Consider the following 24,147-nt stretch of genomic DNA (forward strand, 5'->3'; position numbering starts at 1 on the left):
CGTCACTTCTTCATCAGCACGCGCAGGCTCGCGAGCGTGCTCACGCGGATTTCCTTGTTCTCTTCGAGCGCCAGTTCTTCGGGCGTGAGCGTGTAGAGCGTCACCTCCTTCGTCTCGCTCCCCAGCGCGATCAGCTGCTCCATCACGGCGGCGCGGGTCGCGTCCGTCTCGGTCGCGCGCAACTTCATGATCGTCGCCTGCGGGGCGCGCAGCGCGTCGCGCAGGGCCTCGATATTCTCGGCGATGGCGAGACGGACATTGACGCTGAACTTGAACGCCTGCGGCACGGCGCTCTTCTTCGCGCCGTCCTCCACCGCCACCGTCGCGCCATCGAGCTTACCGAGGGCGTCGGTCAGATCGAGCATCTCATTGACCGAGAGCGTGAAGCTCTTCTTCTCGGCAGCCTGCGCGAACATGGGGGCGAGGCAGGCGAGGACGATCATCAGTTTACGCATCATGCATTTGCTCCTTTGGTTAAAAGCCCGGCACATAGCGGTTCGCGCCGCCCGTGCCCTTGATCACGATCCACTCCTGCACGCTCGCGTGCGCGCCCGCCGGCCCGACCGAGCCGAGCGTGGTGGCGACGCTTCCATTGGCGGCGACGGGAGCGGTGATGCTGGTGTCGATGACGATGTTGTGGCCGTAGATCGTCGACCATTGCGCGAAGCTCGATCCAAGCGTGCGGGCGTTGTCGATCTGCGGCCCGAAGCGGACGGCGTTCCAGAGGTAAAGATTGCCGCCGTTATAGGTGCTGAGAAAACCGCTGTGCGACGCGGCCACGCGCAGGAACAGGTTCTCGCCGTCCGAGTAGATGTCGCCGGCGTTCGCGCCCGCCGGGCCGCTCCAATGGAGCGACGCATTGGCCTTGCCGCTGATGGCCGACGTCGGCATGTCGAGCGCATAGCCGAGCCCCGTCCCGTCGAGAGACGTCGACAGCGAACCGTCGCGGAACACGATGCCAGCGAGGAAGGGGGTGCTGTTGTTGAAGATGTAGAGCGCGCCCGAGCATTCGTCGCCGCCCGCCGAACCGCCGCCGCAGCCGAGCGTCAACGTCGTCGTCACATGCGCGAAATTTGCCGTGTGAGGGGCGATGCGATGCGCGCCCCAGCCATTGTAGATTTCGAACTCGCCGAATGTCGCCTGCGCGGTCGGGCCGTCCGCCGCGGGCATTGCGAATGTGACGCCGTAGAGGCTCCACAAATGCACGTCTTCGCCATTGATGGCCTTGTCGTCGCCGACATTGAAGAGGCGCAGCACATGATTGTCCTGCACGGCGCCGTCGCTCGATCGATGCGCGAAGATCGGCCCGCCGATGCCGCCCGGCAGGCCCGTCACGATGAGCGGCGACGAGGTCTGCGGATTATTGCCGACGAAGCCCGAGAAATAGCCGTTGAGCCAGTTCGCGCCGTCCTTCGACGCGCCGCCGATATAGGCGGCCTGCGCGCCGAGCGTGTTCACGCGCACCGTCGACGTGGACGAATACATGTCGCGGCGGATGTTGAGGTTCGCCGTCTGCGTATCCGCCGGGGCCGACATGCCGGGCGGGGCCGGCGGGCCGGCGGGCGTCCATACGGCGGCGCAGGTGATCGTGATGCTCGTCGACGTCTTGGCGACGATCTGATTGCGCGCCACGCCATGCGGCACGATGCAGCCCGGCACGACGAGCGTGTAGCTGTTGCCCGAGACCGTGACGCTCTTTCCGCCCGTCACCTCGTCGCCGATGTTGAGGCCCGTCGTGTCGATATTGTCGATCGTCGTCGAGCCCGCCGTGAGATCGCCGGTCCGCACGACGCGGCCGAGGATCTGCGGGAAAAGGCTCGTGCCGATCGTCGTGACCGGGCCGAAGAGGGCCAGCGCCTGCGACGCTGACGTCGCCGCCGCCGTGGCCGCCGTCTGCGCCTGGTTGCGCGCCAGCTCCGCCGCCGCGCGGGCGGTCGCCGCGCCGTCGCGGTCGACGCGGGCGCGATTGGCGAAGCCCTGCGCCAGCAGCACCGGGCTCATGGTGAGCGGCGCGCCCCACTGGCCCAAGGCTTTCGGGCCCCACACCTTGCCGGCCGCGGCGTCGAAGGCCCAGTCGCAATCGCGGCCGAATGACGGGGCGGGCGCGCCCGTCGTCGGCAGCACCGAGCAGCCCTGATCGCCCTTCGGCCCGCGCGGCGTGATGCTGTTCGGGAAGGTCGGCGCGTTGGTGTAGCCGCCGGCCTGCGCAGCCGTGGCGAGACCGAGAAAAACGAGCGTGGCGAGACGGCGGATCACGCAGTGGCTCCCTGAATGGTGAGGGTGATGATGGCGACGCGGCTCCGCGCCGGGCCGAAGGGACCGCCGCGCGGGCGCACATGGATAAGGTCGCCGACATAGTCGCCGGCCGGGGCCTGGCGGATTTCGTCCTCGGCAGCGCTGAAGGAGAGGGAGAGCTTCCCTTCCTCATAGGCCCCGAGGGTGAGGTTCGGGACCGAATAGGCGGAGGAGAAGCGCAGGAAGGTTTGAACGTCGCCGCGAACGCGCTTGAAGGCGATTTCAAAGACGCTTCCATCGCTCTCGGGCGTCTCGGCTCCGCCCGGGCCCGGGGCCGAGCCCCCGCCTTCGACGGCGTAGTCCATCGGCACGTCGATCGTGAGGTCGAGCGTCTCGCCCTGCACGACGGTCCAGGCATATTGGAGCGGCGCCGCCATCAGAACCTCGCGGCGAGGGCGGCGGCCTCGGCCGGGCACGGCGGCCAGTGCGAATTGAGGCCATAGGTCGCGTCCTCCTCCGCGATGAGGGTGGCGCAGACGGCTCGCATCGCCGCAACCCATTCGACGCCCGCGACGAAGGCCGCCTGCGCGGCTTCCGCGTCCGCCTCGCCGGGCCAGCCGGCGGCGGCGGCGGAGGCCATGTTGCGCTGGGCCACCTCATCCGCGACCGCGAGGATGCGCTGCGCGCACATCGCCTTGACGAAGCCCGGGGCGAAGGCCGCCTGCGCGCGCGGGGCCGGGGCCGCCCAGCCGCCGCCGTCGAGCGGGCGCGAGCCGATCACGATCCCCTCGACGCCCGTCACGTCGCGAACGTCATATCCCTCGACGTCGGCCCATGCGGGACGCTCGTCGAAAAGCTCGCGGACCGCGCCGTTCATGATCAGTGCAAACATCTCAGATCACCCGATTGCGAGAAGGAGGGCCGCGCCGTGCTTGCCGGCGCCGGCCTGCGGAAAGAGGCCGAAGGTCGCGCCGGAGGCGGAGCCGCCGCCGCCGTAGAATTCGCCGGGGCTGCCTTCGGTCTGCGACGAGATGAAATGCGTGAGGCTCGGCGGCATGCAGAAGGACGCGCCGCCCGCGCCGGCCTGCCAGGGCGCGCCCTTGCCGCTCTTGCCGCCCGGCACGCCGAAGCCGCCGAGGCCGCCGGTTCCGCCGTCGACGGCGGGCGCATAGGTCGCCGTCGCCGAGCCGATGCCGCCATCGCCGCCTATGGCCAGCACGAGCGAGCCGATGGAGGTGCTGCCGCCCGGCGCGCCGTCGCCCCCATTGTTGGGGCTGGGCTGCCCGCCCGCGCCGATCGCGACCGGCAGCACGTCGCCCGGATCATAGTCAACGCCCGCGACGAGCACGCCGAAGCGGCATTCCGCGCCGCCGCCGCCCGAGCCCGCGCCGCCATTGTTGCCGCGCCCGCCCGCGCCGCCGCCGGCCCAAGCGATGTAGAAGATCGCGCGCGACCATGTCGGCGTCGCATAGTTGAAATTGCCCGGCGTCTTGTAGGCCGAGAAGGCGCGCGAGAGGTCGGGGGTGAAGAGGTCGCGCAGCGAGGCGAGCGTGAACTTCTTGTAGCTTGCCGGCGTCTGCCCCACGGCCGGGCGCAGCAGCGCGACGATGTCGGTGAGAGCGGGGGTCGTGGTCGCGAGCGGCTCATAGTCGAGATTGACCGTGCGGTTTTCCGCGACGCGCACGCCGACGCCCGATGCATAGGTGAGGATCGCGTTCTTGACCTGCTGGATGGACGGCCACGGGAACTGAAACACGCCCGGCCCCGCCGCCGCCTGCCCGGCCGCGAATTCCGCGTCCGTCGCCTGCCGCCCATAGCCGGTGAGAGCGGAGGTCGCGGCGCGGATGCGATAGAGCACGTCGAGCCAGCCGTTGGACAGCATGGTGTCGACGCGTTCGAGCGGCAATTGCACGCGCGGATGATGCGCGTTGATCATCAGGATCACGTCGAGGATCGTCGCGAAGGCTGCGCTGGGCGGCGTGAGGATGACATTGCCGTTCGAGACCTTCTCCGCCGCGATCCATGCGAGATCGGAGAGGCCGCCATTGGCCGAGACGAATTTCGCCATGGCCGTCGTGCCCACGAGGCAGACGTCGCCGTTTTCGTCGGTGATGGCGTATTCCGTCACCCAGAAGGGGCCGATCTCCTCGCCGCTCCCGTCCACCGCCGGCACGACGCAGAGGATGTCGACCTGGGCGGCGTCGGTCGGGTTGACCGTGACGCCCTGCACCCATGAGCCGCGCCCGACCTCGTGGATCACGCCGCCGGCGGCGAGGAGGGCGGAGATGAGCGGGATCTCGCCATTGCCGTCGCCGACGATCACCTCGCCCTGCGTGAAATTGACCGGCGTCCCGCCCGCCTGCGCGGCGGCGATGCGATTGAGGTAATGCTGCGTGGCCTTGGTCGAGACCACCACCGTGCTGATCGTCGGCAGCGTCATTGCGGATTGATCCTGATCTGCGGGAGGAAGCGCGCGCCCGCGCCGTGGAAGAGGTTGCGACTGCGCGGCTCGACGGTGCGGATGCGCACCGAGAAGAAGCTCGCGGAGCCGTGGAAGAGATTGCCGTTGGAGTTGCGGTAATGCGGGCGGACCTTCGCCGGCCAGTCGCGCACATTCTTGCGGCGCATGACCGAGCGCATCACGGCGTCGAGGTTCGGCGGCTCCTCGCCGGGATAGACGAGACTCTCGACGATGATATCAGGCCATTCCAGCTCGCGGTCCTCGAAATATTCGACGATGCGAACCTCCTGCCCCGTGTCCCGCGCAATCTCCTCTTCGAGTTTCGCGGGCGTGCCATAGGCGAGATGATCGTCGAAGCTCTCGGCCGTGCGCGCGCGCTTCGCGGCGAGCCCGCCGGCATATTGGTGCACGCTGCGCTCGGCCGCGAGGAACGGCAGGAAGGCGGCGTCGCACCGCGCGGGGTCGCGCTCGCGGCGAATGACGGCCGTGTCGGTGTCGAGAATGCGCGCCGAGGTTTTCGACTGCGCCTGCTCCCAGGCTGTCGCATTGCCGGGCAGGAGGTCGTCCGGTTCGTCGCTCATGCCGCCCGCCAGTTGAGCCGGATGCCCGTGCAGACCGGCGCGTCGAAATGGCCGCCGCCGATGACGGGCGGGTTGGCCGGGTTGAATGTCGTGAAGGGCGCGCGCATCTCGACGCCCAGCACCACGCGCGGGTCGTCGTGGCCGATTGCGTCGAAGAGGCCCGAGGGCGTCACCGAGCCGCCGATGAGCCGGCGCATGGCCGCATATTTCTGGACCGCCGCATATTGCGCGTCGCGCACCACCTGCGCGTCCGCGCCGCCGGGCAGCACCAGCGTCGCGTCGACCTCATAGGGGACGATCCGCGCCGCGCGCACGACGATCTTGTCATTGACCTTGCGCGCGTCGCGCGACGCGAAACGCGCGCGCACGCGATCGAGCAGCGCGGGCGGCGTGCGGCCGAGCGGCGAATTGCCGAGCACGACGATATGCACCTCGCCCTTCGGCACGCCGGGCGCCTCGTGCCCATAGACCGCGACGTCGAGAATATCGACCGGCGCGACCGAGCGCGCCTGATATTCATAGCCGCCATAGGAGCCGCCGATGGAGAGGTTCTCCCAGGCGAGGATGGCGCGCAGACGCAGCGACGCGTCGCTCTCGCCCGGCGCGCGAATGGTGTTGTATTCGGCGGCCCGCGCGTCGAGATCGGCGCCCTTGGCGAAGAGCAGAAACGTCGCCAGCACCGCCTCGTTGACGCGCTGGCGCACGAGCCCCTCGCGAAAGGCGTCGACCTGCTGGAGGATGACGGCCGGGTCGCTTTCGAGCAGGGCGACCGTGAATTCCGGCGCCCCCGGATCGTCGCCGTGGGCCGCGTTCCAGTATCGCAGGAAGGTGTCGAGCCGCGCGGCGAGAATGGCCTCGAAGGTCCATGTCTCCAGCGCCGCTGGCGTCGCGACGGCGGCCGGGTTGACGGGATCGAAGCGGCGGGTCGCGAGGATCGTCATGCCGCGCCCCGCTTGATGAGGGCGAGCGGAATGTTGAAATTGGCCGGCTCCTCGACGGCGTAATTGCCGTAGCGCCCCTCGGGGAAGTAACGCCCTTCGAGATAGATCGCGAGGCCGCCCGTCCGGTCGACCGAGACGAGCTGCATGCGCACGATGCGGAACTCCGGCTCCCATTTATGGATAGCGGTCACGAGGTTGCGATAGAGATGCGCCGCGAGCTGCGGCGAGATGTTGCGGCCGAGCCGCCGCGCCGGGTCGAGCCCGAAGTCGAGCCGCATGACGCGCTCGGTCGGGATCGTCATGATGATCTTGTCGAGCGACTGCGCGAGATGCGCATAGCCGGAGAGCGGAGCGCCCGTCGTCGACGAAATCCCGGTGCGGTAGCGGATCATTCAACGGCCCTTTCAGGCGCTTTCAGAGCTGCTTTCGGGCGCGTTTTTTTTTGCGCGCGGCTGGGCGAGGACGATCGTCTGCTGGGCCAGCTCATATTCGGCCTCGGCGTCCGTGAGACGCAGCTCGTGGCCGACCGTCGGGCGCGCGGGCTTGCCCTCCTCATAGACGGGCGGGATGCGATGGCCGGCGACGACGAAGCCGGCGCGCTCGGTGGTGACGTAGGTCTTCTTCTCGCTCATGGTTCTTCTCACGCGCTGGTCGGCAGCAGGGCTTCCTCGCGAATGCGAAAGGCCTGCCCGCCGACGATGAATTTGATCTTGTCGATGCTGTCGCCGTGGACGTAGCTCGTCTTGCCCTTGAGACGCGCCTCCTCGCCCTCGATCGATGCCTTCTTGTCGGCCTTGACGCTGATGTCCTTCTCGGCCGTGACGCTCACATCCTCTTTCGACTGCGCGATCGAGGTCTTCTCGGTCGTGAGGGCGAGCGAGTCCTTTTTCTGCGAGATGCGCGTCTTGTCGTATTCGCGCGCGCTCTCGTCCTTGTCCTGCTGGGGCCGCTTCAGCTCGTCGTCGAAGGCGGAGGGCACGGCGTAGGAGGCCGCGCCGACAATGCCCGAGGGGCTCATCATGCGCATGCGGTCGCCCACGGCCGGGAGCGGCGGCGAATATTTATAGGCGCCCGCGCTGTTCGAATGCGGCTTCATCCAGGGCGAGAGGATGGGCTTGTCGTCCTCGTCGCGGCCGATCTCGAGCCGCACCTTCCACTTCTTTTCGTCGCGCTCGGCGACAATGCCCTCGACATGCGAGAGGGCGAGCCGGCGATTGACCCGCACCAGCTCGCGGCGCGCGCGGCGAAGCTCCTGCGCGGCGAGGCTCATGCGTCGTCTCCCGTGAAGAAGGACGCGTCGGCGACGGCGTAGAGCGTCTGCTTCCACGTCACGGCGTAATAGACGCAGCCCTGCGCGAAATCCCTCGCGGTGAAGAGCGGGGCGGCGCTTGCCTCGCGGGCTTCGCCGATGTTCTCGACGCCCCAGCGCGCGAAATCGTCGTCGGTGAGCGCCTTCAGCAGCCCTTCGCAGATCGCGAGCGCCATCTCGTCGCGCTCGACGCGGCGGCCCGCGACCATCAGATCCTCGGCGACGACATAGGCGGTCATCTGCGCCTCGAAATCGTCGGCGCCCGAGAGCCGCCCGTCGGGCAGGATGCGCGTCGCGGCGACATAGACGCCGGGCGCGTTGAAGACGCCCTTCTTCATCACGTCGGAGATGTCGAGCTTGCCGTAATGCGCCTTCACCTCGATGTCGGCGAAGCGCGCGGCGAGGGCGGCGACGATCGCGTCGCGCAGCGCATGGACGCGGGCCTGATCGATAAGTGAGGCGCGGGTGAAGGCGGTCACAGCATCGCCCTCATGAAGTCGGTGACGAGTTCTTCGATTTCCCGCGCGTCATCGGCCGAGACGCCGACGAAGGGGCGCGCCGGGATCGTCACGCTTTTCGCGAAGACGCGTTTAGGCCCGAGCATGAAGGCCAGCCGCTCCGCGTTTTTCGGCGTGATGGTCGCGCCATCTTGATGGACGTGAGCGAATTCCCAGCTGTCGCCCCATTCGCCGCTGCTCCCCGACGACGAGGAGGCGACGTAGTAGCGCAGATGGTCGCCCGTACGCATGAGGATCGGCGTGCCGGTGAGGTTCGGCGGCCAGGCTTCGCCGTCGGGGCCGGGGCCGCCGCTCTCGATGCGCTTGCGCGTCTGGTTTTCGCCGAGGTCCACGATCTCCGCGACCAGCTCGCCCGCGTCGAATTCCGTGAGCCGCGTGACGAGCGCGTTGACGCGCGCCAGATCGGCCATGTCGATCTCGATGCGGACGCCGATGTCCATCACCAGCCCCCCATATTGTCGCGGGTGAACTGGCGCGGCGGCGCGATGACGATGGCTTCGCCCGGCGACGTCGTCGGCGTCGCGCCGTCGACCGAGCCGCCGCCGGAAAGGAAGGTGAGCCCGCCGCGGCCCTTCACGATGCCTTCGAGCCGCGCGACGGCGGTGTCGTAGCGCGCCTTCATCTCCTCCGAGCCGCGCGCGAAGGAGAGAGCGACGCGATGCATGGCCATGTCGATGGCGAAGAGACGCAGCGCGCCGAGCGACTCCTCGTCGAGATCGTCGATCTGCGCGCGCGTGTAGCGGCCCTGCAGGATGATGCGGATTTCCATCGACACGTCGGCGAGGGCGGCGTCGAAGCGCGCCCAGTCCGGCAGCCGCGTCGCCTCGTCGGCGCAGACGAGCTGCGCCTCGTTGGGATAGCGGGCCTGCACGTCGTCGATGGTGGCGAAAGGTGTGGCGGCCATGATGTCTCGCGGGATGGGGCGCCGGCCTTCCACCGGCTTGGCGCTTGCCGCTGCGCTAGCGGGATCGTCCGGCGGGTCTCACGCCCGCTCCCGATAAAGGCGAAGCCAGAACCGGGCGCTGCACGGCATTGCGGACGAAACTGGATGCGGGGGCTGGATTTGAACCAGCGACCTGCAGGGTATGAACCTGCCGAGCTACCGGGCTGCTCTACCCCGCAGAAAACTCACTTCCACTCGCCTTCGATCGCGCCGAGAGCGGAGAGCGTCTCCCATTCGGCGCGGGTGAGCTTCGCCTTCTCGCCCGGCGCGAAGGTTCCCGCGCTCGCGACGACCTTGAAGACGGCGGCGAATTCCTGCGTCTTCTCCTTGGCCGCTTTCGTTTCGGCCGCCGGCTCGGCGGGGGACGTCGCGCCCTGTTCGGCCGTCGTCGCGGCGCCCTGATCTGTTCTGGCCATGATGCGTCTCGATGCTTGAAGGAAAGATGCGCGCCCGACGTCCGGGCGCGCGGTTTATTGGAGCGATCAGCTCACCGCATTGGTGATGAGCGCGCCCGCGTCCTTGGCCATCACCAGCTCGGTGATCTTCTCGCCGACGCGGATTTCCTCGCCGCCCTCCAGGCCGACGTCCGAGTCCATGACCGAGCCCGCGATGCGCTCGCCGAACTGGGGCGAGAGGCCCCACGTCACGCCGCCGTCGGGGCGCGCCGCGCGGTCGATGTAAGTGAGCGAGATGTGCTTGCCCCACACGCGCTGGAGACTGGCCGCCTGCCCCTTGCGCGCGGTGTTCACCCAGCCCTCGCCGACGAAGAGGTTCTTGATCTCGAAGAAGTCGGCGAACTGCTTGCGCGTGATCATGCCCTCGCCGGAATAGCTGTTAGCGATGGCCTTCACGAGCTTGGGATGCGAGCGCAGCTTCTGCCACACCGCAAAGCCCATCGTGACCGTGTTCGGCCGATAGATGAGCGTCGAGTCGAGCGCGGCGTTGATGACGCCGATCGGGTCGCTGTTCGCATAGTCCTCGAAGCGGGCAGTTCCCGTGAGCGCGGTGATGCGCGCCGGGGCGTAATTGGCCGTATTCTGCATCATGGCCGCGACGCGGACCTCGCGGTCGAGCATGAGCAGATTGGTGAGCCAGTTCACGGCATGCGCGCGCGGGTCATAGCTGGAGATGCCGGCGCGGCGCTGCGCCTCGGCTGCCTTGATGTCGGAATTGGGGATCACGTCGCCGAGGCCATAGCTGTCGACGGCGCCATTCTGCTCGATCGCGCTGAATTCGACGAGCGGAACGCGGCCCTTGCGTCCGACCTTGGTGTCGGGGAGCGAGAAGCCTTCGGCCAGAGGGTATTCAAGCCATTTGAAGCTTTCGCCAGCGACCGGCACGCGCGGCAGCACCTGGTCGGCGATGAGCGTGAGGTCGGGGTTGGAATAGCCGATCGCATAGCCGGTGAGCACCGGGTTGACGACGAAGGGGCGAGCAGGAGCAGCCATGATTGCCTCGATTGCGAAAGAGGGGCGTCAGCCGGTCAGCCGGCGATGACGCCCTTGGAGACCTGGAAGGGGATGACGTCACCGGCGACGCCCGAAACGAGCGCGAAGCCGATGACGTGCTTCATCTGGCCGGAGGTGAAGGTCGCCGCGACAGCCTTGCTGTTGGCGTCCGACGTGAGCGGGTCGCCGGCGGCGACCGTGCCGCCCAGCGTGACCTCGTGGACGTCGTCGATGGCGACGTCGACCATCTGTCCGGCCCCGGTCGCGCCCATGTCGATGACGCCCGCGATCTTGTCGGTCGCCGCCGTCGCCGGCGCGACCTCGCCGCGGTTCGATGTGTATTTGACGATCGTCTTCGCCGCTGCGGCGGCGGTGATCGAGAAGCTCTTGAAGCAGGGGCTGGCGCTCATCGCTTAAGTCCTGTCGTTAGCGGAGGTCAGGCCGTGGCCTGATATTTGGCTTCGAGGGCCGCCATGGCGGACATGAAGTCGGGAGCCTTGCCGGCGGAGACGAGGCCGCGCGCTTCAGCGGCGAGCTGCGCGCCGGTCGGGACGCCGCCGCCCTCCGGCGGCTTCTTGTCGTCGAGGCCGGAGCCGGAGAGCACGGGCGTCTTCGCCGAGAGCAGCGCCTTCACCGTCTCCAGGCCGGCGTCGGTGGCGCAGAGCCGCGCATAATGCTCGCGCTCGGCGGGAACGATCTTCTTTCCCTTCACCGCGTCCTCGAGCAGCGCGTCGACCTGCGCCTTGCGGCCCGCGGCCTTGATGTCGGAAAGCTCCTTCGACGTCGCGGCGAGCTGCGCCAGCGTTTCGTCGTGAACCTTCTTCTCCACGAAGCCGGCTTCGAGAGCCGTCAGCATGGCGGCCTCATTGGCGCCGGCCGTGACGCCGAGCGCGCTGGCGAGTTTGTCCATCATGTTCTCCTGGGAGGATGCGGCGGCGAGCGCCTTCTGATTGCCGAGCGCCGGGGCCGTGACGAGCGCGACCGATCGCAGCCATGTCGGCCTGCGCTCCGGCGTGTGGAAAAAGTCGGGGGAGACGAAGCGGTATTTCCGCGCCGCGAGCAGCGCCTTGCCTTCGTCGAGCCATTCGACGCGGCCCTGCAACGCGCCGCCGTCGACGCGAAGCTCCCTGATCCAGCCGATCGCGTCGGCGCGGGAGCCGGTGAGCGCGGCGTGATGCGTGGCGTGATTGACGTCGACCGGCAGGTCGACGCCGTCCGCATTGAAGCGGGAGACGAGCAGCTCGGGGTCTACATCGAAAGACCTCCCGTCACGGGTGTCGACGCGACCGCGCTTTGCGAAGATCGTGATCCACTCCGGCGGCGCGTCGCTTTCGGGAAGCACGGCGGCCAGAGCGTGAAATGCGAAATCGGCTTGCGAAGCGGTCTGCATGTCGGCAAGATGCAATTGCCGGCCGGGAGCAATGGCCCCGAACATGTTCGGCCCGCCCCGAGAGGCGCAAGCGCGAACCGCGCGCGACCCCTTCAGATAAAATCGACGTTAAAAGGGTATTGAAAGCCCTGGACGCGCGTTTTCAGCCACAATGGCCGAAGACAGCGGAAATCGCATTCGACGCATCAGCGGCCGTTTCTGCGGCCCGCGCCTTTCCTCTCTGGCAGGCGCTCCAGAACGAGTTTCGAATAGCCCGCGTCGTCGCGCCAGTGCTCCAGCTCGGCGAAGTCGCCGCAGAGCAGCCGCGCGAGCTTCGTGGCCTTGAGATCGAGCGCGCTGCGCATCGTCGGCGGCATGCGCTCCCAGTTGGGCGCGCCGCGCATAAGCTCCTTGAGCGACTGCTCCAGCTCCGCGACCGCGCCGAAGTCGCCATGCGTCGTCTCGCGCGCGGCGAGCAGCGGATCACGCGGGGTCTTTCGCATCGTCTTTCCCGAAGCTCAAAATCTGCAGCAGGCGCGACAGCGACAGCCGCCAGCGCGTCCTGGCAATCAGCGCGCGCAGCGTGAAGCCGCGCGGCTTCTCGCCCGCCTCGCGCTTCGCGGCCTCGTCGATCACGCGCTGCACGAGCGGAAGATCCTGCGCGCGCACGCGCGGCCTCTTGCCCGTGAGCGCGCCGCTCGGCGCGGTGACGATCCTGCCGTCCATCACGGCGGCGGGAATGTCGAAGCTCGCGCCGGGGATCGTCGCGAGGAAGCGCGGCGCGGGCGAGGCGACGAATTCCGCGATCGACTTGCGTGCGGCCTCTTCGCCCGCGTCCGCGAGCCGCGCCGAGAAATTCTCGACGAGCGTCCGGGCGCGGGCGAGGCCGGGGTTCGTCTGCCAGCCGGGGTCGATCCCGACGGGCACCTGCGTCACCTCGCCGGTGCGGTTATTGACGAAGGTCGTCGTCTCCATGGACGGCCGGTCGGTCGTGTAGCCGTCCTGTCCGTCGAGCCGCTGGAATTCGAATTTCGTGATCTGCCGCACGGCGCATTTGCAGCCCCAGCCGTTGGGCGGGAAATGCGTCTTCCAGAAATCGTCGTCCACGGGCAGGATCACGCCCGCCCAGACGAGATGCTCGGGCCGCGGCTCGACGCTCGCCGTGCGCACATAGAGCAGATAGGGCAGGCCGCGCTTGGTGCGCTGGATGCGCTCCCACTGCCCGGCGGCGCGCGCGGCGCGGACATTGTGCCAGAAGATCGTCTGCAGCCGCGCGGGCTTCGAGAAGTCGACGATCTTCGACTTCCACCGCCCCTCGGGATCCGCGACCTTGCGGCGGCCATACCAGCCGAGCCGCTGCAGCTCGGGAACGATCCCCTGCCGCCACGTCTCGAAGCCCTGACCGTTTTCGAGCGCCTTTTGAATGGAGCTTTTGAAGAGGTTCAAAAGCTCGAGATCGACGGCCTTGGCGACGGTGAAGGCGTGGGCGTGCTCCTCGCCGTAAACATCCTTCCACGAGAAGGAGGGCTTCAACCCCTTGTCGGCGAAATAGCGGATGACCTCCGGCGGCGTCTGGAAACCGCGCTGGGCGGGCGGCTTCACGTCAGTCTCTCACGTCGCCGAGGCCGCGCGATTTCGCGGTCGCCTTCGCCAGCGCGTCGACGAGTGGGCCGCTGTCGATCTGCGCCGCGGCGAGCTTCGCCAGCGCGTCCTCGAAGGACGTCGCCTCGCCGATCGCCGAGAGCAGGCCCGCGAGCAGCGGGTCTCGGATTTCGCGCCAGTCGGAGAGCGCATCGTCCGTGATCGCGTCCGTGTCGTCGAGCGCCGTGAAGCCCTGCGCCGGATCGTCGGCGGCGAGGCGGGCGGTTCGCGTCTCGCCGCAATTCGGGCATGTGCAGCCGAAGGCGGCGAGATTGGCCTGGTCGCTCCCCGGCTTCTCGTTCTTGGCGCGCGCCGCCCCCTTGTCGCCGTCCTTCGGCTGCTCCGCCGCATTCGTTTCGTCGCCAGCGGCGCTGTCTTCCCCGCCGCTCGAAACATCTGCGGCGGGCTTCTCGCCCATAAGCTCGTCGTCTTCGTCCGGCTCCGGAATCGAGGCGCGCTTGCGCACATATTTCTGGCCGACCTGAAGACCGAGCGGGATCGTCTTTTCGAGGAAGGTCGCGAGCGCCGCGAGGTCTTCGTTCTCCGCCAGCTCCATCTCGACGATCGGATAGACGTCCTGCGGGCCGAAGTTCATGGCCACGGCCGGGCGCACCAGGTCGCGATTGATCGTCGCCGCCGACTGGCGCAGGTCCGCGCGGGTGATGTCGGTGCGGACATTCTCCTGCACCTTCGCCTGGGCGAGCGAGCCGCCCGACGACGAGACCTCCGACGTCATCGTCTGGCCGAGAATGATGAGCGACACCTTGCGGTCGAGATAGTCGATGAAATTGCCGAACACCGCCTCGCCGCGCGAGCCATTGACCTCGTGGAATTCGATCTGCGTCGCCTCGGGAATGATGGCGGCCGCGTCATTGGCGATCGAGCGCACCGCGCGCAGCAATGTCGCCTTGTCCCGGTCGGTCGCGGAGGCGTGATATTTGCCGACGCGAAACGGAAGGCCATAGACCTCGCAGAAGGCCGCCCAGTCCTGCAGCGCGAAGGTCTGCATGACGAAGGCCCATGCGGCCGAGCGGGCGTAGCCGCGCCGCACCGGCGAGCCCGCGCGCAGGAAGGGCTCGTGCCGGATGAAATAGGGCGCCGTGATCTCGGCGCCGGGAAGCCCCGAGTCCTCCAGCAGGCAGAGCGTGTCGAGCCCCGTCTCGTCGTAGCGGAACCAGCGCGCGTCGCGGTGCTTGTATTTCACCGGCCGCAGCGCCTTCTGCTGATATTCCCAGATCGGCTCGACGACGGAATAGCCCTTGCCGACGCCGTCCTGCAGGGCCGAGACCATGTCGGGGAACATCGGGTCCGCGATGAGGCTCTCGACGAAATCGACGGCCTCCGGCTTCACACCCTTGGGCGCGGAGACCGAGACCGTCGCGCCGTCGAGCGCGAGGCGGCGGGTCTGCAATTGCGAGGCGTAATGGAGGTAGCGCTCCTCCATGTCGATCGCGAGCGTGAGATAGGGCTTGGCGTGCCCGAGGTTCGCGCCCTTCATGATCTCGGCGAGGCGCTGCGGCGTGAGGCCGGAGGCCTCGGAATAATAGACCAGCGCCCGCGCGCCCTGCTTCTCGGGGCTCGCGATCTCGCCGGTGAGCAGCGGGACTTCGATCGGGCGGCCGTCGGGGCCGAGGATCGAGGATCGGCGGGTCGCTACCATAGGGCGCGCTCATGGCTGGAGGATTCGGGAAAGAGCCAGTCGCCCGGCTCGTCGCGCCCTTTCGACGCGGGGGTGTAATCGATCTCGACGACGCCTGTCCGCGTCGCCGCATAGGCCAGCATCAGGGCGACGGCGGCGTCGCCGTGGCGGTCCTTCTTGACGCCGCTCTTGAGCGCCGGCACCTGCGGCACGCCGTTCTTCACGACCAGCAGGCGCAGGTCGGAGGCGATGTCGGCGTCGGCGGGGATCTCGATCCAGTCGTCTTCAAAGGCCGTTTTCAGCGGCTGCGCGTTCTCGCGATACCAAGGCACATTGAGCATCACGGCCTCGGTCCGCAGCTCGCCATAGGTCTGCACGGCGAATTCGGCCGTCGACATGCCGAGGCCGGTGGCGTCGTGCTTCGACGCCGAGAAGCGCGGCAGGCGGTCGCAGATGAATTTGAGCACCTGCCGCTGCTGGTCGAAGGGCATGTTGCGCATCTCGACGACGAAGGGCGTCACGCGCTTGAGCGTCTGCGTCACGGCCAGCGGCCAGAGCACGGTGAGGTCGGAGACGCGGCCATAGTCGCCGCCGAGATAATGCGCGCGGGACTTGTCGAGCGTCGCGAGCAGCGGCGCCAGCTCCGCCTCGCACCATTCGCGCACGTCGCGCTCGCGCAGCTCCGCGCGCCAGTGCGTGAAATCATTGGGCCGCGAGAGGCGCAGCACGGGGACGCCCTGCCGCGCGCGCGCCTCGATGAGCGGCGCGGGCAGGAAGGCGCCGTCGCCCTCCGAGGGGATGCAGAAAAGCTCCTCGTCCGCTGCGTCGCCATAGAAGGCGATGACGTCGTCGCGCCATTTCGCCTCGCCCTCGGGGCTCCACGCCTCGCCGCTCTTGAGCATGATGCGGCGCGCGAGCCCGTCGTCGAGCGCCTCATCGAGATCGACGCGCAGCAGCGCATATGGCTTGTCGCCGCCGCGCGCCGCGCAGCTCCTGATCAGGCGGTTATAGGCGTTGTCGACGCCATTATGCGTCGAGATGACCAGCACGCGGCCGCCCCACATCAGCAGCGCGAAAGCCGCTTTCAAAAGCTCTTCAAGGTCGTCGTGAAAGGCCGCCTCGTCGACGCAGACGAAGCCCTGCATGCCGCGCAGAGAGCGGGCGCGCGAGGGCAGCGCGACGATGTGATGGCCCGAGGCGAAGGTGATGCGAAACGCCTTGATGGCCTTGTCGGCCTCATCGTCGAAAAGGAACTCCTCCACCGCGCTCGCGGCCTGGTCGAAGTGTTTCGCCCATTCGGCGCAGGTGTCGATCGCCTCGCGCGCCATTTCGAGATTGTAGCCGATGTAGAAGCAGTCCATGCCGCCCGCCGCGGCGGCGGAAATGAGCACCATGGCCGCGCAGCCCGCCCAGGTGACGCCGGTGCGGCGGCTCTTCTCGACGACCGTCACCTTCTCGCTCATCGCGAGTTCCACGAGCCGCTTCTGATAGGGCAGCAGCACGTCCGGCGTCGCGCCCTCGTCCGGCAGCGGATGCGCGCGGCGATGCGCGATCCATTCGTCGCGGGTGATGAGACGGGGGCTTTTGGCCTCGTCGGTCATGCGTCGCCCTCTATGTTGGCGCACACGTCACGGGGATCGCCGCCGGCGGCTTTGAAGCCTTGGCAATAGGCGGCGATGTAGGAATAGTCCGCCTCGCCGCCGCAATTCGCGCAGCGATATTTCGCGATCCAGTTCGCTTCGAGCGACGGGAAGCGATGTTCGACGCAGGAGCCGAGCCTGCGCCTGTTCTCGCTGATTTCAGCGACGATCCTTTGCGTGTCGGGCGTCACGCCGTCGCCTCGAATCCGAACGCCTTGAGCGAGCCCTCGGGGATGTCGTGGCCCGGCCCGACGCGGAAGACCTTCTCGCCCGTGTTGCGCACATAGGAGACCGGCCACGGGCCGCGGCGGTTCACGCCGCCGCCTTGCTCCACGGCCTCGCGCGAGAGCTGGATGCAATGGCGCGCATAGCCGAGGCGATCCCTCCCCGCGCCGACATTGGCGATGATCTCCTCATCGCTCATGCCCGCTTTCACCATCCTCTCGACTCTTTCCCGCAGCGTGTAGTGATGGCTCATTTCTTGATCCCCAAAATCTGCGCCTTCAATTCGTCGACCATCTCCGGCTTCAGGCCGCGCGACTTCGCCACGGCGTCGACCGCCACGGCGGCCTTGCTCTGGAACTCCGCGACGAGCTTCGCGCGGTGCTCGCTCGATTTCTTCTGGCCCTCGATCGCCGCCTTGTAGCCGCTGGCCAGCTCCATCGCGCCCTTGGGCGAAATCCTGCCCGCGCCGGCCGAGATGATCTCGGTGATGAGCGTCTTGATGAATTCGCCGAGCACGATGTTGCCCTCGTCGATCGACTCGGGCGTGAACTGGTCGGCGATGCCGGCGAAGAGCGCGCGCTGCTCGGCGATGCGCTGGCTCGCGGCGTAGGAGCGCACCGCGCGGCGGTTGAAGGCGCTCTTCGAGATCGGCGCAATGCCCTTCGCCGCGAGGCGGTCGTTCAGCTCGAAGAGAATGTCCGCCTGCGTGCGCTGGCGCCGGTTGAGTTCGTCCATCGCCCAGCAGACGTCGTCCTGCCCCTCCTCGGGGATCAGGTCGATCGACGACAGCCGGCCGCGGCTCTGGCGATCCTCCACGTCACGCCTCCGGGCTGGGGCGCTTAACGCCGGTGATGATCATGCGGCGCTCGACGTGATCGAGGCCCTTGGTCGTCAGCGAGGCGATGAGCACGCTCGATCTTTCGATGATCGTGACGGCGCCCATGGTCTCCAGCCAGCGCAATTCGTCATGCACCCATTCGCGCGGCCTGTTGATCGCCCAGCGCAATTCGAGGTCTTCGCGCAGCGCCTCGCTGTTCCATCGCCGGTCGGGCTGTTCGGCCAGGTCGCGCAGGATGATGAGGCGGGCGTGTTCGCGGATGATGTCGGTCATGCTCATTTCCGGTCTTCCCTTTCGGCCAGACGGTCCTGCGCGCGTTCGTTCTGCGAGATCAGCGTGTCGATCTGCCGCGACAGCGACTCGAACCGCGCTTCGAGCGTCGCGGCGATGCCGGTGATCTTCACGTCGATGCGATGCACCTCCTCGCGAGTCGGGAGATGCTTGATCTCCGTCTCGACGGTCGCCATGCGCTGCTCGACCTTGTCGACGCGCTCGAAGAGGCGGGCGTCGTCCTTGCGCAATTCGTCGATGTCGTCCCTGATCGCGCTGAGCGTCGCTTCGTCGCGCCGCGAGAAGGCCGCCCACAACGCAATGAGCAGCGCCGCAGCCGACGATACCCATGGTGCGACCCATTGCGCGATCGAGCCCCATTCGACGCCGCCGTGATCACTCACCAGAACCTCCCCTCGAAAAAAAAACGCCATGAGCGCGAGGATCGCGGGCGCGGCCGCGATTGCGCTGATGACGGCGACGCCGAGCGCGTCCTTCGTTTTCCTATGCATGGCGCCGCGCCTTCAGCTTCCAGAGCCATGCGGTGAGCGCCACGGCGCGCATCAGCGTGCGGGCGATCATTGCGCGCCCCCGCATTTGCGCCTGTAGTTCTCATTGTTCGCGGCCACGTCGCGGATGAAGGGCGCGAGGTCGGCGCAGATCGTGTTCGCGCTGGCCTCGCCCTTCGGGCACTGGCTCTTGAGCCATTGCTTCAGCGCCGGGCTGGCCTTCGCCGCGCGCATCGTCTCGCAGGTCGAATCGACATAGACGGGCCCGCCCATGGCGAGCGCCTCAGAGCCGATCGACAGCGTCGTCAAAATCACCGCGATCGATCTCATGGCGCGTCTCCGCTGATCTGGCTGCGTCCGTCGCCCGGTCGCGCGCGGCTTGCAGGTCTTTTTCGAGCTGTTCGGCCTTCGTGGCCTTGGCGACGGTCTTGCCGTAGCGCGCGAGCAATGCTCCGCCGGCGACGACGATGGCGAGGGCGATGAGGGTGAAGATCGGCATGGTCAGACGCCCTTGGTCGGAACATAAGGATCGTCGACCAGCCCCTTCGTGATCACGTCATAGTCGCCCGACCAGGCGTCGAGCGTCGCGATCATGTCGCGGCCCGAGTCGTCCCAGTCCTCATAGACGCCGTCCTCCGCCGCCTGGGCGATGCGCGCGGCGTAATGCTCCAGGCGCCGATTTGCTGCGGCCAATTCGCCTCGCAGCACGAGGAGCTGCAGGCCGATCAGCCCGACCGAGAAGGCGATGAAGGCGAGAAGGATTTCGATATTCGTCAATGTGCGCTCCTGATGATCGAGGGGGCTCACGCGGCCAAAGCGCGCTGACGGCGGCGTGCGCATTCCCGCGCCTGTCCGCGAGCGCGTATCTCACGCAGGGCCGCGCCGTCGTAGCGTGAGCGCTTTGGCGCATAGTCTCGCCGCGCGGTTCCATGCGCGACACGGTGCAGATCGCGGGTCGCGAGGAGAGCGCTCATCATCGTGTTTCTCATCGACAACGCTGCAAAGGCCGAGGCCATGAGAGAAAAACGCCCAGAAAACATTTGTTGCTCCTGATGATCGAGGGGAACGCCGGCCGCGTGTTGCGGCCGGCTTGAAAGCGGCTTTAAACGCCGACCTTGTTGATGGCGCTGCGCGCAGCGCCGACGCCCGCTCCGGCGATCATGGTCATCACCCAGCTCGGCACCTCGTAGCCCAGCGCCTGAAGGCCGCCGACGACGAAAGTCGCGAGCATCACGAGATAGGTCTTCTTGCCGTCGAGCACGGCCATCCAGTCTTTCATTGCTTTCTTCCCTGTCTGCCCGCGAGGCGGGCCTTGCTTACTGGGCGAGTTCCCAGCGCATTTCCTCCGCGACGGAGAGCCCGACGCGAATGATGAGGTTCGCGCCCATCGCGACGACGGCCGCCGTCATGAGCGCGTAAATGAAGCCGCGAGGATCGATCATGGCTCACCGTCCCGTTCGCGGATTGACGATTTTCTTGACGACGTAGCCGCCGATCATCAGCGCGTCGCGCGGCCCCTCCGGGCTGGCGCAGCCGGAGAGCGCGAGGGCGACGATCGCGAGGGCGAGCGCGGCGCGTCTCATGCCGGATACTTCGCCCAGGGCAGCTGGAAATGCGGGCCGTCCTTGAGGCTGCGCCAGTCGCCGCCCCATTCGATCGGCACGCCGACGGCGGCGGCGGCCTTTTTCATGTCCGCCGCGAGACGGGCGTAGAGCGGCCAGTCCCAACGCACCTTTCCGCCCACCTTCACGGCGAGGTCGATGGCGTGGCCGGTGAGATGGCGGGACTTCAGCGTCTTCGACGCGCCGGCGGCGACGAGCGCCTTCTGCCGCTCCATCGTGCGCCGGCCCTCGGTCACGATGAATTCGATCTTCGAGTCCTTCGCGCATCGCCGCACGACCTTTGCAAGATCGGCGTGCACGCCGTTGAGACGGGATTCGCTGCGGGTGTCCATGGGCATGTCAGCCTCCAATCCTGACCGACACGCGGGCGACGCCCGCGCCGATCATGCCGATGCGGGCGGCGGCGCCGCGCGCGAGGTCGAGGGAGCGGCCGGTCCAGGCGGCGGGGCCGCGATCATTGACGCGCACCGTCACGCAGCCATGCAGGCAGACGGTGAGGCGCGTGCCGAAAGGCAGGCTGCGATGCGCGGCGGTGTAGCCGCCGGCATTGAAGCGCTCGCCGGTCGCGGTGTGGGCGTTGAGGCGCTCGCCGCCGCCGTAGTAGCTCGCGACCATGCTGCGCGCGCCCTCTGGCGTGACGAAATGCGCGCGCTCGATCTGGCGGCGCAGATGCGGGCGGCGCCAGCCGGTGTTGGAGGGATGCAGCGCGGCTTCCTGCGCGCCGAATATCTCGTCGAGAAAGCCCGCATGGGCGGGCGCGAGCCACAGCAGCGCGAGCGCGAAAGAAAGCGCCGCGATGAAGGAGCCGATGATTTCGAGTGATGATTTGCTCATGCCCCGCAGGCTATGAGCAGGGCCGTCCCGCAATAGGCCCGAACGCGTTCGGGCGGGCGCTTCGCCGTCGATTCAATATGCCGCCGAACGCGGCTTAAAACAAGTTGCCCTGCCGATTGTCGCGCAGGCGCAGCCGCTGGCGCAATTTCTCGATCGTGCGCAGATGCAGGCCGGAGGCGCGCGCGGCAGCCGGGTTGCTCGCGCCCGAAAGCAGCATGTCGACCGCGCGGCGGCGCGCCTTCGCGACGACGCTGGTGACGCCGAGCGGGATGACGATCTTGAGGCCGTGATGCGAGGGCTCGGCGTCGCTCGGCATGTAGCAGGCGTAATGCCGGCAGATGGCGTCGGCGGCGGTGCGCCCCACGCATTGCACGAGCCAGTGGCCCTCCGGCGCCCGCGCGGGGATATAGACCGCCTGCCCGCCGCGCGCCTCGGCGAGCTTCAGCGCCGCGTCGAGACCCGCGACCTCCGCGATCTCGGCGAGCTGCTGCGGGAGATAGGCGAAGTCGTCGCTCATGATTCCCTCGGGGAGAGCACCGTGACGACGTTGAAGCCGACGACGCGGTAACGCACGCCCTCGGCGTTGATCACATAGGAGCCGCCGCCGATCCCCTCCGCCGCGTCGGCCGCGCGCAGCAGCCGCTGGCGCATGTCCTCGCGCAGCCGCTCGATGTCGACGCCGTGGATCCGTTCGATGTAACGCAGCACGGCGTGGTCGGTGACGTGGAGCGTCATTTGCCGTTCGCCTCCTTCGCGCGGCGCTTTTCCTGCGCCGCGATGATGCGGTCCATGATCGCCTCGATGTGCTTCTCGAACAGCTCACGCTGCGACGGCGTGAGGCGCACCCGGCCATGGGCGAGATCGATGGCGGTGCGCAGCGCGGAGAGCTGGCTCTGGTCGCTGATCATCAGCGCCTCCACATGGTTTCAAAGGCCGTTTCAAAGCGCGTGACAGCCGGCTTGCAGCGCAGCGCGATGAGCGAATTGTCCTGCCGCGTGAGGCCCGAATGGGAGAAATTGCCGGCGCCCTCGCGCAGCAGTTCGCCGTCGATGGCGTAGGCCTTCAGATGCATGAAAGGGGCGGGCTCGGCCTTGTAGCGGATCTCGACATTCATGCGCGCGGCGAGCCGGTCATAGGGCGCGGCGAGCGCGCGCGGCATGGGCTGGTCCGCGCCGTCGCGATAAAGCCGAACGGCGACGCCGCGCGCGGCCGCCGCGTCCAGCGCCTCCACGACGCGAATATTGGTGAGCACATAGGCCGCGAAGTCGATACGGCGGCGCGCCTGGCCGATGAGCGCGACGTCGATCGCCTCCAGATTGTCGGCGGGCGCATAGGCGAGCCGCTCGACGCGGCAGCTCGCGGGAAAGGGCGGCTCGTCGACGGCGCCCAGGGCGAGCGCGCCCGCGCCGAGCGCGGCGGTGAGATAGGCGACGAAAGCAGTTTTCGCGGCGGTCATCTGGCGGCTCTCTTTTTGTTGCATTTCACGCAGGGCGGGCCGTCGGCGCGGTCCTCGGGCTCGCAGCGGATCATGCCGCTCTTGAGCCCGCATTGATGACACTCGAACCAGGCGACCGACTCGCCCCGCACATTCCAGCCGGCGTCGACGAAGCTCATCCTGATCTCGCGCGGCTTCGAGACGCGCTTGAAGAAATCGAGCTGCAGGGTCATGCGGCCGGCTCCTCCCGCGCATCGCGACGCGCGAGAGTCATCAGCCTGCCCGCTATCGAATTGGGAGCGCGGCCGAGGGTCCGCCCGATCTCGGAATAAGATGCGCCCTCGGCCTCCAGTTTCAGCAGCAGGGAATCTTCGACGGGCGTGAATCGGCGAACGACATGATTCCCCCTGACCATGGAGGCCGGCCCTTTCACACTCGACCAGCATTTGGCGACGACCGGCGGCTCGACGCCCATCTTCAGACAGTAGTAGGAGATTGAATTCCCGCTTATCCCGAAGCGCTGGCCAATGCGGGCGTATGTCCATCCGGCTTCCCGCAATTCCGCGATTTCCTGCATGTCGCGATCAGAGAATCGACGCCTCCTCGTCATGCGCCCCTCCTCTCAAACCCGATAGACGCCGTCCGCGCCCTTGCGGGCGTCGATGGCGCCGCCGTAATGCGGCAAGGCGGCGGGGGCGGCCGTGCGGCGGATGGCCTCGCGCGCGGCGCGTTTCACGGCGGTCACGGCGCGGGCGGCGAGGTCAGCGGCGCGGTCAACGTCCACGCCATAGCGACGCAGGGCCGCGCGGGCGCCGGAGGGCTGCGCCTTCACGGCGACGGTCGCCACGGCCTTCGCGGCCTTCGCCTCACGCCACGCCTCGCTGATCGCCGCGCCGAATTCCATGCCGCCGGCGCGCAGCTCATGGGCGCGGCGCATCACGGCCGCGCGGTCATAGTTCGATTTACGTTGCTTCTTCATCGTTTCTCTCCTTTGCAAAATGGCCGTCACGCGGCCTCCTTCTTCATCGCTTCGAGCCGCACGCGCAGGCGCTTGCCGAGCGCGCTCGCGAGCTTGTCCCAATGCTCGCCGGTGTAGAATTCGAAGCTCGCCGGATTGCCGACCGCATAGCCATAGCGTTCGAGATTGGCGTCGACGGTGTTGTTCTGGCCCTCGCGAATGAATGGCCTGAAGCAGCCCGTCTCGATGCAGCGCGCCGCGACCGCCATGGCGACCGCCTTCTTGATGTCGGCGGGCGAATCCGTCTCCGGCCAGTCGATCTTCGCGCCGCGCGAGACCATGGATTTGAGCGCCTCGATCGCCTTCATCGCGTCGGCGGGCTCGGTGAGGAAGCGCGTGTGCGAGAGCTTCGTCTGCCGCTCGACGAAGGCGATGAGCGCCTTGTCGTCGCGCGAGCGCACCAGGCCCAAATTCCACGCGCTGATCCACAGCGCGCGCAGCTTGCCGGCATAGGGGCCGGAGGCCGTGTCGCTGGCGCGGCGCACGCGGGCGTGACTGCCCGCGAGAACCTTCAGCATGTCGATGAGTTTCGCGGCCTGCCGTTCCGAGAGCAGCGACGAGGACGAGACGGAGAAATTGTCGCGCAGCAGGGCGCGATAGTCGTCATCCGTGAAATGCGCGACCTGCTTGCGCAGCGAATGAATGGCGCGGGTTTGCGCGGCGGTGGTCAT

At 67.8% G+C, this 24,147-nt stretch carries 43 protein-coding genes and 1 tRNA gene; all 44 read right to left on the reverse strand.

Features of this window, described 5'->3' with window-relative positions; translation table 11 throughout:
- Positions 1-2: 2 nt before the first annotated feature.
- A complete protein-coding gene (locus MET49242_RS18740) occupies positions 3-458 on the reverse strand; it encodes a hypothetical protein (protein ID WP_036285228.1) in 456 nt (151 codons plus the stop codon).
- Between the two features lie 16 nt (positions 459-474).
- A complete protein-coding gene (locus tag MET49242_RS18745; protein ID WP_036285231.1) occupies positions 475-2,256 on the reverse strand; it encodes a hypothetical protein in 1,782 nt (593 codons plus the stop codon).
- A complete protein-coding gene (locus tag MET49242_RS18750) occupies positions 2,253-2,672 on the reverse strand; it encodes a hypothetical protein (protein ID WP_036285234.1) in 420 nt (139 codons plus the stop codon). Before MET49242_RS18750 ends, MET49242_RS18745 begins: the two co-directional genes overlap by 4 nt.
- Entirely contained in the window at positions 2,672-3,127 is a 456-nt protein-coding gene (locus MET49242_RS18755) for a hypothetical protein (protein ID WP_036285236.1), read from the reverse strand. Before MET49242_RS18755 ends, MET49242_RS18750 begins: the two co-directional genes overlap by 1 nt.
- A gap of 6 nt (positions 3,128-3,133) precedes the next feature.
- The gene (locus MET49242_RS18760) at positions 3,134-4,675 is read right to left on the reverse strand and encodes a phage tail protein (RefSeq protein WP_036285239.1); all 1,542 of its coding nucleotides are present in this window, start codon (positions 4,673-4,675) and stop codon (positions 3,134-3,136) included.
- Positions 4,672-5,277, reverse strand: a complete 606-nt coding sequence (locus tag MET49242_RS18765; protein ID WP_036285242.1) for a phage tail protein — start codon at positions 5,275-5,277, stop codon at positions 4,672-4,674. The genes MET49242_RS18760 and MET49242_RS18765 overlap by 4 nt, the downstream gene beginning before the upstream one ends.
- Entirely contained in the window at positions 5,274-6,218 is a 945-nt protein-coding gene (locus tag MET49242_RS18770; RefSeq protein ID WP_036285245.1) for a baseplate J/gp47 family protein, read from the reverse strand. Before MET49242_RS18770 ends, MET49242_RS18765 begins: the two co-directional genes overlap by 4 nt.
- Positions 6,215-6,610, reverse strand: coding sequence for a GPW/gp25 family protein (locus tag MET49242_RS18775; protein ID WP_036285247.1), 396 nt, complete (start codon positions 6,608-6,610; stop codon positions 6,215-6,217). Before MET49242_RS18775 ends, MET49242_RS18770 begins: the two co-directional genes overlap by 4 nt.
- A gap of 12 nt (positions 6,611-6,622) precedes the next feature.
- Positions 6,623-6,850: a hypothetical protein gene (locus MET49242_RS18780; protein ID WP_144259692.1), complete on the reverse strand. Its 228-nt coding sequence runs from the start codon at positions 6,848-6,850 to the stop codon at positions 6,623-6,625.
- 8 nt (positions 6,851-6,858) lie between these two features.
- Complete coding sequence (locus tag MET49242_RS23540) at positions 6,859-7,488, reverse strand: phage baseplate assembly protein V (RefSeq protein ID WP_051134313.1); 630 nt, start codon at positions 7,486-7,488, stop codon at positions 6,859-6,861.
- Entirely contained in the window at positions 7,485-8,006 is a 522-nt protein-coding gene (locus tag MET49242_RS18790) for a hypothetical protein (protein WP_036285252.1), read from the reverse strand. The genes MET49242_RS23540 and MET49242_RS18790 overlap by 4 nt, the downstream gene beginning before the upstream one ends.
- Complete coding sequence (locus tag MET49242_RS18795) at positions 8,003-8,485, reverse strand: phage virion morphogenesis protein (RefSeq protein ID WP_036285254.1); 483 nt, start codon at positions 8,483-8,485, stop codon at positions 8,003-8,005. Before MET49242_RS18795 ends, MET49242_RS18790 begins: the two co-directional genes overlap by 4 nt.
- Positions 8,485-8,949, reverse strand: a complete 465-nt coding sequence (locus tag MET49242_RS18800) for a phage protein Gp36 family protein (protein WP_036285256.1) — start codon at positions 8,947-8,949, stop codon at positions 8,485-8,487. Before MET49242_RS18800 ends, MET49242_RS18795 begins: the two co-directional genes overlap by 1 nt.
- 141 nt (positions 8,950-9,090) lie before the next feature.
- Positions 9,091-9,167 (reverse strand) — tRNA-Met (locus MET49242_RS18805).
- A gap of 6 nt (positions 9,168-9,173) precedes the next feature.
- Positions 9,174-9,404, reverse strand: coding sequence for a hypothetical protein (locus MET49242_RS18810; RefSeq protein ID WP_036285258.1), 231 nt, complete (start codon positions 9,402-9,404; stop codon positions 9,174-9,176).
- Positions 9,405-9,470: 66 nt separating this feature from the next.
- Positions 9,471-10,436 carry a hypothetical protein gene (locus tag MET49242_RS18815; protein ID WP_036285260.1) on the reverse strand — a complete coding sequence of 322 codons (966 nt, stop codon included), beginning with the start codon at positions 10,434-10,436 and terminating at the stop codon, positions 9,471-9,473.
- Positions 10,437-10,471: 35 nt separating this feature from the next.
- Positions 10,472-10,846: a DUF2190 family protein gene (locus tag MET49242_RS18820; protein WP_036285262.1), complete on the reverse strand. Its 375-nt coding sequence runs from the start codon at positions 10,844-10,846 to the stop codon at positions 10,472-10,474.
- Positions 10,847-10,872: 26 nt separating this feature from the next.
- The gene (locus MET49242_RS18825) at positions 10,873-11,871 is read right to left on the reverse strand and encodes a phage protease (RefSeq protein ID WP_036285265.1); all 999 of its coding nucleotides are present in this window, start codon (positions 11,869-11,871) and stop codon (positions 10,873-10,875) included.
- A gap of 140 nt (positions 11,872-12,011) precedes the next feature.
- Positions 12,012-12,308 carry a hypothetical protein gene (locus MET49242_RS18830; protein ID WP_051134314.1) on the reverse strand — a complete coding sequence of 99 codons (297 nt, stop codon included), beginning with the start codon at positions 12,306-12,308 and terminating at the stop codon, positions 12,012-12,014.
- On the reverse strand, positions 12,289-13,407 hold the full coding sequence (locus MET49242_RS18835) for a phage minor head protein (RefSeq protein WP_051134315.1): 1,119 nt from the start codon (positions 13,405-13,407) through the stop codon (positions 12,289-12,291). The genes MET49242_RS18830 and MET49242_RS18835 overlap by 20 nt, the downstream gene beginning before the upstream one ends.
- A 1-nt stretch (position 13,408) precedes the next feature.
- Positions 13,409-15,106, reverse strand: a complete 1,698-nt coding sequence (locus MET49242_RS18840) for a DUF935 family protein (protein ID WP_036285267.1) — start codon at positions 15,104-15,106, stop codon at positions 13,409-13,411.
- Positions 15,100-16,686, reverse strand: coding sequence for a hypothetical protein (locus MET49242_RS18845; RefSeq protein WP_144259693.1), 1,587 nt, complete (start codon positions 16,684-16,686; stop codon positions 15,100-15,102). Before MET49242_RS18845 ends, MET49242_RS18840 begins: the two co-directional genes overlap by 7 nt.
- Complete coding sequence (locus tag MET49242_RS18850) at positions 16,683-16,916, reverse strand: hypothetical protein (protein WP_036285269.1); 234 nt, start codon at positions 16,914-16,916, stop codon at positions 16,683-16,685. The genes MET49242_RS18845 and MET49242_RS18850 overlap by 4 nt, the downstream gene beginning before the upstream one ends.
- The gene (locus MET49242_RS18855; RefSeq protein WP_036285271.1) at positions 16,913-17,203 is read right to left on the reverse strand and encodes a hypothetical protein; all 291 of its coding nucleotides are present in this window, start codon (positions 17,201-17,203) and stop codon (positions 16,913-16,915) included. The genes MET49242_RS18850 and MET49242_RS18855 overlap by 4 nt, the downstream gene beginning before the upstream one ends.
- Positions 17,200-17,766, reverse strand: coding sequence for a phage protein Gp27 family protein (locus tag MET49242_RS18860; protein WP_036285273.1), 567 nt, complete (start codon positions 17,764-17,766; stop codon positions 17,200-17,202). Before MET49242_RS18860 ends, MET49242_RS18855 begins: the two co-directional genes overlap by 4 nt.
- Before the next feature lies 1 nt (position 17,767).
- Positions 17,768-18,061, reverse strand: coding sequence for a hypothetical protein (locus tag MET49242_RS18865; protein ID WP_051134316.1), 294 nt, complete (start codon positions 18,059-18,061; stop codon positions 17,768-17,770).
- Between the two features lie 2 nt (positions 18,062-18,063).
- Positions 18,064-18,570 carry a DUF2730 family protein gene (locus tag MET49242_RS18870; RefSeq protein WP_036285279.1) on the reverse strand — a complete coding sequence of 169 codons (507 nt, stop codon included), beginning with the start codon at positions 18,568-18,570 and terminating at the stop codon, positions 18,064-18,066.
- A 66-nt stretch (positions 18,571-18,636) separates the two neighbouring features.
- Positions 18,637-18,897, reverse strand: a complete 261-nt coding sequence (locus tag MET49242_RS18875; RefSeq protein WP_144259694.1) for a hypothetical protein — start codon at positions 18,895-18,897, stop codon at positions 18,637-18,639.
- The gene (locus MET49242_RS18880) at positions 18,851-19,066 is read right to left on the reverse strand and encodes a hypothetical protein (RefSeq protein ID WP_036285284.1); all 216 of its coding nucleotides are present in this window, start codon (positions 19,064-19,066) and stop codon (positions 18,851-18,853) included. The genes MET49242_RS18875 and MET49242_RS18880 overlap by 47 nt, the downstream gene beginning before the upstream one ends.
- Positions 19,067-19,068: 2 nt before the next feature.
- Positions 19,069-19,344 (reverse strand): hypothetical protein, encoded by a 276-nt coding sequence (locus tag MET49242_RS18885; protein ID WP_144259695.1) that lies wholly within the window; start codon positions 19,342-19,344, stop codon positions 19,069-19,071.
- 26 nt (positions 19,345-19,370) lie between these two features.
- The gene (locus MET49242_RS25605; RefSeq protein ID WP_158497327.1) at positions 19,371-19,544 is read right to left on the reverse strand and encodes a hypothetical protein; all 174 of its coding nucleotides are present in this window, start codon (positions 19,542-19,544) and stop codon (positions 19,371-19,373) included.
- Between the two features lie 125 nt (positions 19,545-19,669).
- Entirely contained in the window at positions 19,670-19,846 is a 177-nt protein-coding gene (locus MET49242_RS25610) for a hypothetical protein (protein WP_158497328.1), read from the reverse strand.
- Between the two features lie 37 nt (positions 19,847-19,883).
- Positions 19,884-20,009, reverse strand: a complete 126-nt coding sequence (locus MET49242_RS26410) for a hypothetical protein (RefSeq protein ID WP_255679571.1) — start codon at positions 20,007-20,009, stop codon at positions 19,884-19,886.
- A 3-nt stretch (positions 20,010-20,012) separates the two neighbouring features.
- Positions 20,013-20,150 carry a hypothetical protein gene (locus tag MET49242_RS25615; protein ID WP_158497329.1) on the reverse strand — a complete coding sequence of 46 codons (138 nt, stop codon included), beginning with the start codon at positions 20,148-20,150 and terminating at the stop codon, positions 20,013-20,015.
- The gene (locus MET49242_RS18895; RefSeq protein WP_036285292.1) at positions 20,147-20,527 is read right to left on the reverse strand and encodes a M15 family metallopeptidase; all 381 of its coding nucleotides are present in this window, start codon (positions 20,525-20,527) and stop codon (positions 20,147-20,149) included. Before MET49242_RS18895 ends, MET49242_RS25615 begins: the two co-directional genes overlap by 4 nt.
- A gap of 1 nt (position 20,528) precedes the next feature.
- Positions 20,529-21,023 carry a septal ring lytic transglycosylase RlpA family protein gene (locus MET49242_RS25885; RefSeq protein WP_051134317.1) on the reverse strand — a complete coding sequence of 165 codons (495 nt, stop codon included), beginning with the start codon at positions 21,021-21,023 and terminating at the stop codon, positions 20,529-20,531.
- Between the two features lie 94 nt (positions 21,024-21,117).
- Positions 21,118-21,540, reverse strand: a complete 423-nt coding sequence (locus tag MET49242_RS18905) for a hypothetical protein (protein ID WP_036285295.1) — start codon at positions 21,538-21,540, stop codon at positions 21,118-21,120.
- Positions 21,537-21,758, reverse strand: coding sequence for a hypothetical protein (locus MET49242_RS18910; protein WP_036285298.1), 222 nt, complete (start codon positions 21,756-21,758; stop codon positions 21,537-21,539). Before MET49242_RS18910 ends, MET49242_RS18905 begins: the two co-directional genes overlap by 4 nt.
- Positions 21,755-21,931, reverse strand: coding sequence for a hypothetical protein (locus tag MET49242_RS25620; RefSeq protein ID WP_158497330.1), 177 nt, complete (start codon positions 21,929-21,931; stop codon positions 21,755-21,757). Before MET49242_RS25620 ends, MET49242_RS18910 begins: the two co-directional genes overlap by 4 nt.
- Complete coding sequence (locus tag MET49242_RS18920; RefSeq protein ID WP_051134318.1) at positions 21,931-22,479, reverse strand: phospholipase D-like domain-containing protein; 549 nt, start codon at positions 22,477-22,479, stop codon at positions 21,931-21,933. Before MET49242_RS18920 ends, MET49242_RS25620 begins: the two co-directional genes overlap by 1 nt.
- A complete protein-coding gene (locus tag MET49242_RS18925; RefSeq protein WP_036285304.1) occupies positions 22,476-22,691 on the reverse strand; it encodes a hypothetical protein in 216 nt (71 codons plus the stop codon). Before MET49242_RS18925 ends, MET49242_RS18920 begins: the two co-directional genes overlap by 4 nt.
- Positions 22,688-23,068 carry a hypothetical protein gene (locus MET49242_RS18930; RefSeq protein WP_144259696.1) on the reverse strand — a complete coding sequence of 127 codons (381 nt, stop codon included), beginning with the start codon at positions 23,066-23,068 and terminating at the stop codon, positions 22,688-22,690. Before MET49242_RS18930 ends, MET49242_RS18925 begins: the two co-directional genes overlap by 4 nt.
- 12 nt (positions 23,069-23,080) lie before the next feature.
- Positions 23,081-23,437, reverse strand: a complete 357-nt coding sequence (locus MET49242_RS18935; RefSeq protein WP_036285310.1) for a hypothetical protein — start codon at positions 23,435-23,437, stop codon at positions 23,081-23,083.
- Positions 23,438-23,463: 26 nt separating this feature from the next.
- A complete protein-coding gene (locus MET49242_RS23550; protein WP_051134319.1) occupies positions 23,464-24,147 on the reverse strand; it encodes a regulatory protein GemA in 684 nt (227 codons plus the stop codon).

This window comes from Methylocystis sp. ATCC 49242 (assembly GCF_000188155.2).
GTDB lineage: Bacteria > Pseudomonadota > Alphaproteobacteria > Rhizobiales > Beijerinckiaceae > Methylocystis.

Coding starts and splice junctions, on each gene's coding strand:
- MET49242_RS18740 (WP_036285228.1), bottom strand. CDS start 458: ATGATGCGTAAACTGATGATCGTCCTCGCCTGCCTCGCCCCCATGTTC.
- MET49242_RS18750 (WP_036285234.1), bottom strand. CDS start 2,672: ATGGCGGCGCCGCTCCAATATGCCTGGACCGTCGTGCAGGGCGAGACG.
- MET49242_RS18755 (WP_036285236.1), bottom strand. CDS start 3,127: ATGTTTGCACTGATCATGAACGGCGCGGTCCGCGAGCTTTTCGACGAG.
- MET49242_RS18760 (WP_036285239.1), bottom strand. CDS start 4,675: ATGACGCTGCCGACGATCAGCACGGTGGTGGTCTCGACCAAGGCCACG.
- MET49242_RS18765 (WP_036285242.1), bottom strand. CDS start 5,277: ATGAGCGACGAACCGGACGACCTCCTGCCCGGCAATGCGACAGCCTGG.
- MET49242_RS18770 (WP_036285245.1), bottom strand. CDS start 6,218: ATGACGATCCTCGCGACCCGCCGCTTCGATCCCGTCAACCCGGCCGCC.
- MET49242_RS18775 (WP_036285247.1), bottom strand. CDS start 6,610: ATGATCCGCTACCGCACCGGGATTTCGTCGACGACGGGCGCTCCGCTC.
- MET49242_RS18780 (WP_144259692.1), bottom strand. CDS start 6,850: ATGAGCGAGAAGAAGACCTACGTCACCACCGAGCGCGCCGGCTTCGTC.
- MET49242_RS23540 (WP_051134313.1), bottom strand. CDS start 7,488: ATGAGCCTCGCCGCGCAGGAGCTTCGCCGCGCGCGCCGCGAGCTGGTG.
- MET49242_RS18795 (WP_036285254.1), bottom strand. CDS start 8,485: ATGGACATCGGCGTCCGCATCGAGATCGACATGGCCGATCTGGCGCGC.
- MET49242_RS18800 (WP_036285256.1), bottom strand. CDS start 8,949: ATGGCCGCCACACCTTTCGCCACCATCGACGACGTGCAGGCCCGCTAT.
- MET49242_RS18810 (WP_036285258.1), bottom strand. CDS start 9,404: ATGGCCAGAACAGATCAGGGCGCCGCGACGACGGCCGAACAGGGCGCG.
- MET49242_RS18815 (WP_036285260.1), bottom strand. CDS start 10,436: ATGGCTGCTCCTGCTCGCCCCTTCGTCGTCAACCCGGTGCTCACCGGC.
- MET49242_RS18820 (WP_036285262.1), bottom strand. CDS start 10,846: ATGAGCGCCAGCCCCTGCTTCAAGAGCTTCTCGATCACCGCCGCCGCA.
- MET49242_RS18825 (WP_036285265.1), bottom strand. CDS start 11,871: ATGTTCGGGGCCATTGCTCCCGGCCGGCAATTGCATCTTGCCGACATG.
- MET49242_RS18830 (WP_051134314.1), bottom strand. CDS start 12,308: ATGCGAAAGACCCCGCGTGATCCGCTGCTCGCCGCGCGCGAGACGACG.
- MET49242_RS18840 (WP_036285267.1), bottom strand. CDS start 15,106: ATGGTAGCGACCCGCCGATCCTCGATCCTCGGCCCCGACGGCCGCCCG.
- MET49242_RS18845 (WP_144259693.1), bottom strand. CDS start 16,686: ATGACCGACGAGGCCAAAAGCCCCCGTCTCATCACCCGCGACGAATGG.
- MET49242_RS18855 (WP_036285271.1), bottom strand. CDS start 17,203: ATGAGCCATCACTACACGCTGCGGGAAAGAGTCGAGAGGATGGTGAAA.
- MET49242_RS18865 (WP_051134316.1), bottom strand. CDS start 18,061: ATGACCGACATCATCCGCGAACACGCCCGCCTCATCATCCTGCGCGAC.
- MET49242_RS18870 (WP_036285279.1), bottom strand. CDS start 18,570: ATGCATAGGAAAACGAAGGACGCGCTCGGCGTCGCCGTCATCAGCGCA.
- MET49242_RS18875 (WP_144259694.1), bottom strand. CDS start 18,897: ATGAGATCGATCGCGGTGATTTTGACGACGCTGTCGATCGGCTCTGAG.
- MET49242_RS18880 (WP_036285284.1), bottom strand. CDS start 19,066: ATGCCGATCTTCACCCTCATCGCCCTCGCCATCGTCGTCGCCGGCGGA.
- MET49242_RS25605 (WP_158497327.1), bottom strand. CDS start 19,544: ATGATGAGCGCTCTCCTCGCGACCCGCGATCTGCACCGTGTCGCGCAT.
- MET49242_RS25610 (WP_158497328.1), bottom strand. CDS start 19,846: ATGAAAGACTGGATGGCCGTGCTCGACGGCAAGAAGACCTATCTCGTG.
- MET49242_RS26410 (WP_255679571.1), bottom strand. CDS start 20,009: ATGATCGATCCTCGCGGCTTCATTTACGCGCTCATGACGGCGGCCGTC.
- MET49242_RS25615 (WP_158497329.1), bottom strand. CDS start 20,150: ATGAGACGCGCCGCGCTCGCCCTCGCGATCGTCGCCCTCGCGCTCTCC.
- MET49242_RS18895 (WP_036285292.1), bottom strand. CDS start 20,527: ATGCCCATGGACACCCGCAGCGAATCCCGTCTCAACGGCGTGCACGCC.
- MET49242_RS25885 (WP_051134317.1), bottom strand. CDS start 21,023: ATGAGCAAATCATCACTCGAAATCATCGGCTCCTTCATCGCGGCGCTT.
- MET49242_RS18905 (WP_036285295.1), bottom strand. CDS start 21,540: ATGAGCGACGACTTCGCCTATCTCCCGCAGCAGCTCGCCGAGATCGCG.
- MET49242_RS18910 (WP_036285298.1), bottom strand. CDS start 21,758: ATGACGCTCCACGTCACCGACCACGCCGTGCTGCGTTACATCGAACGG.
- MET49242_RS25620 (WP_158497330.1), bottom strand. CDS start 21,931: ATGATCAGCGACCAGAGCCAGCTCTCCGCGCTGCGCACCGCCATCGAT.
- MET49242_RS18920 (WP_051134318.1), bottom strand. CDS start 22,479: ATGACCGCCGCGAAAACTGCTTTCGTCGCCTATCTCACCGCCGCGCTC.
- MET49242_RS18925 (WP_036285304.1), bottom strand. CDS start 22,691: ATGACCCTGCAGCTCGATTTCTTCAAGCGCGTCTCGAAGCCGCGCGAG.
- MET49242_RS18930 (WP_144259696.1), bottom strand. CDS start 23,068: ATGACGAGGAGGCGTCGATTCTCTGATCGCGACATGCAGGAAATCGCG.
- MET49242_RS18935 (WP_036285310.1), bottom strand. CDS start 23,437: ATGAAGAAGCAACGTAAATCGAACTATGACCGCGCGGCCGTGATGCGC.
- MET49242_RS23550 (WP_051134319.1), bottom strand. CDS start 24,147: ATGACCACCGCCGCGCAAACCCGCGCCATTCATTCGCTGCGCAAGCAG.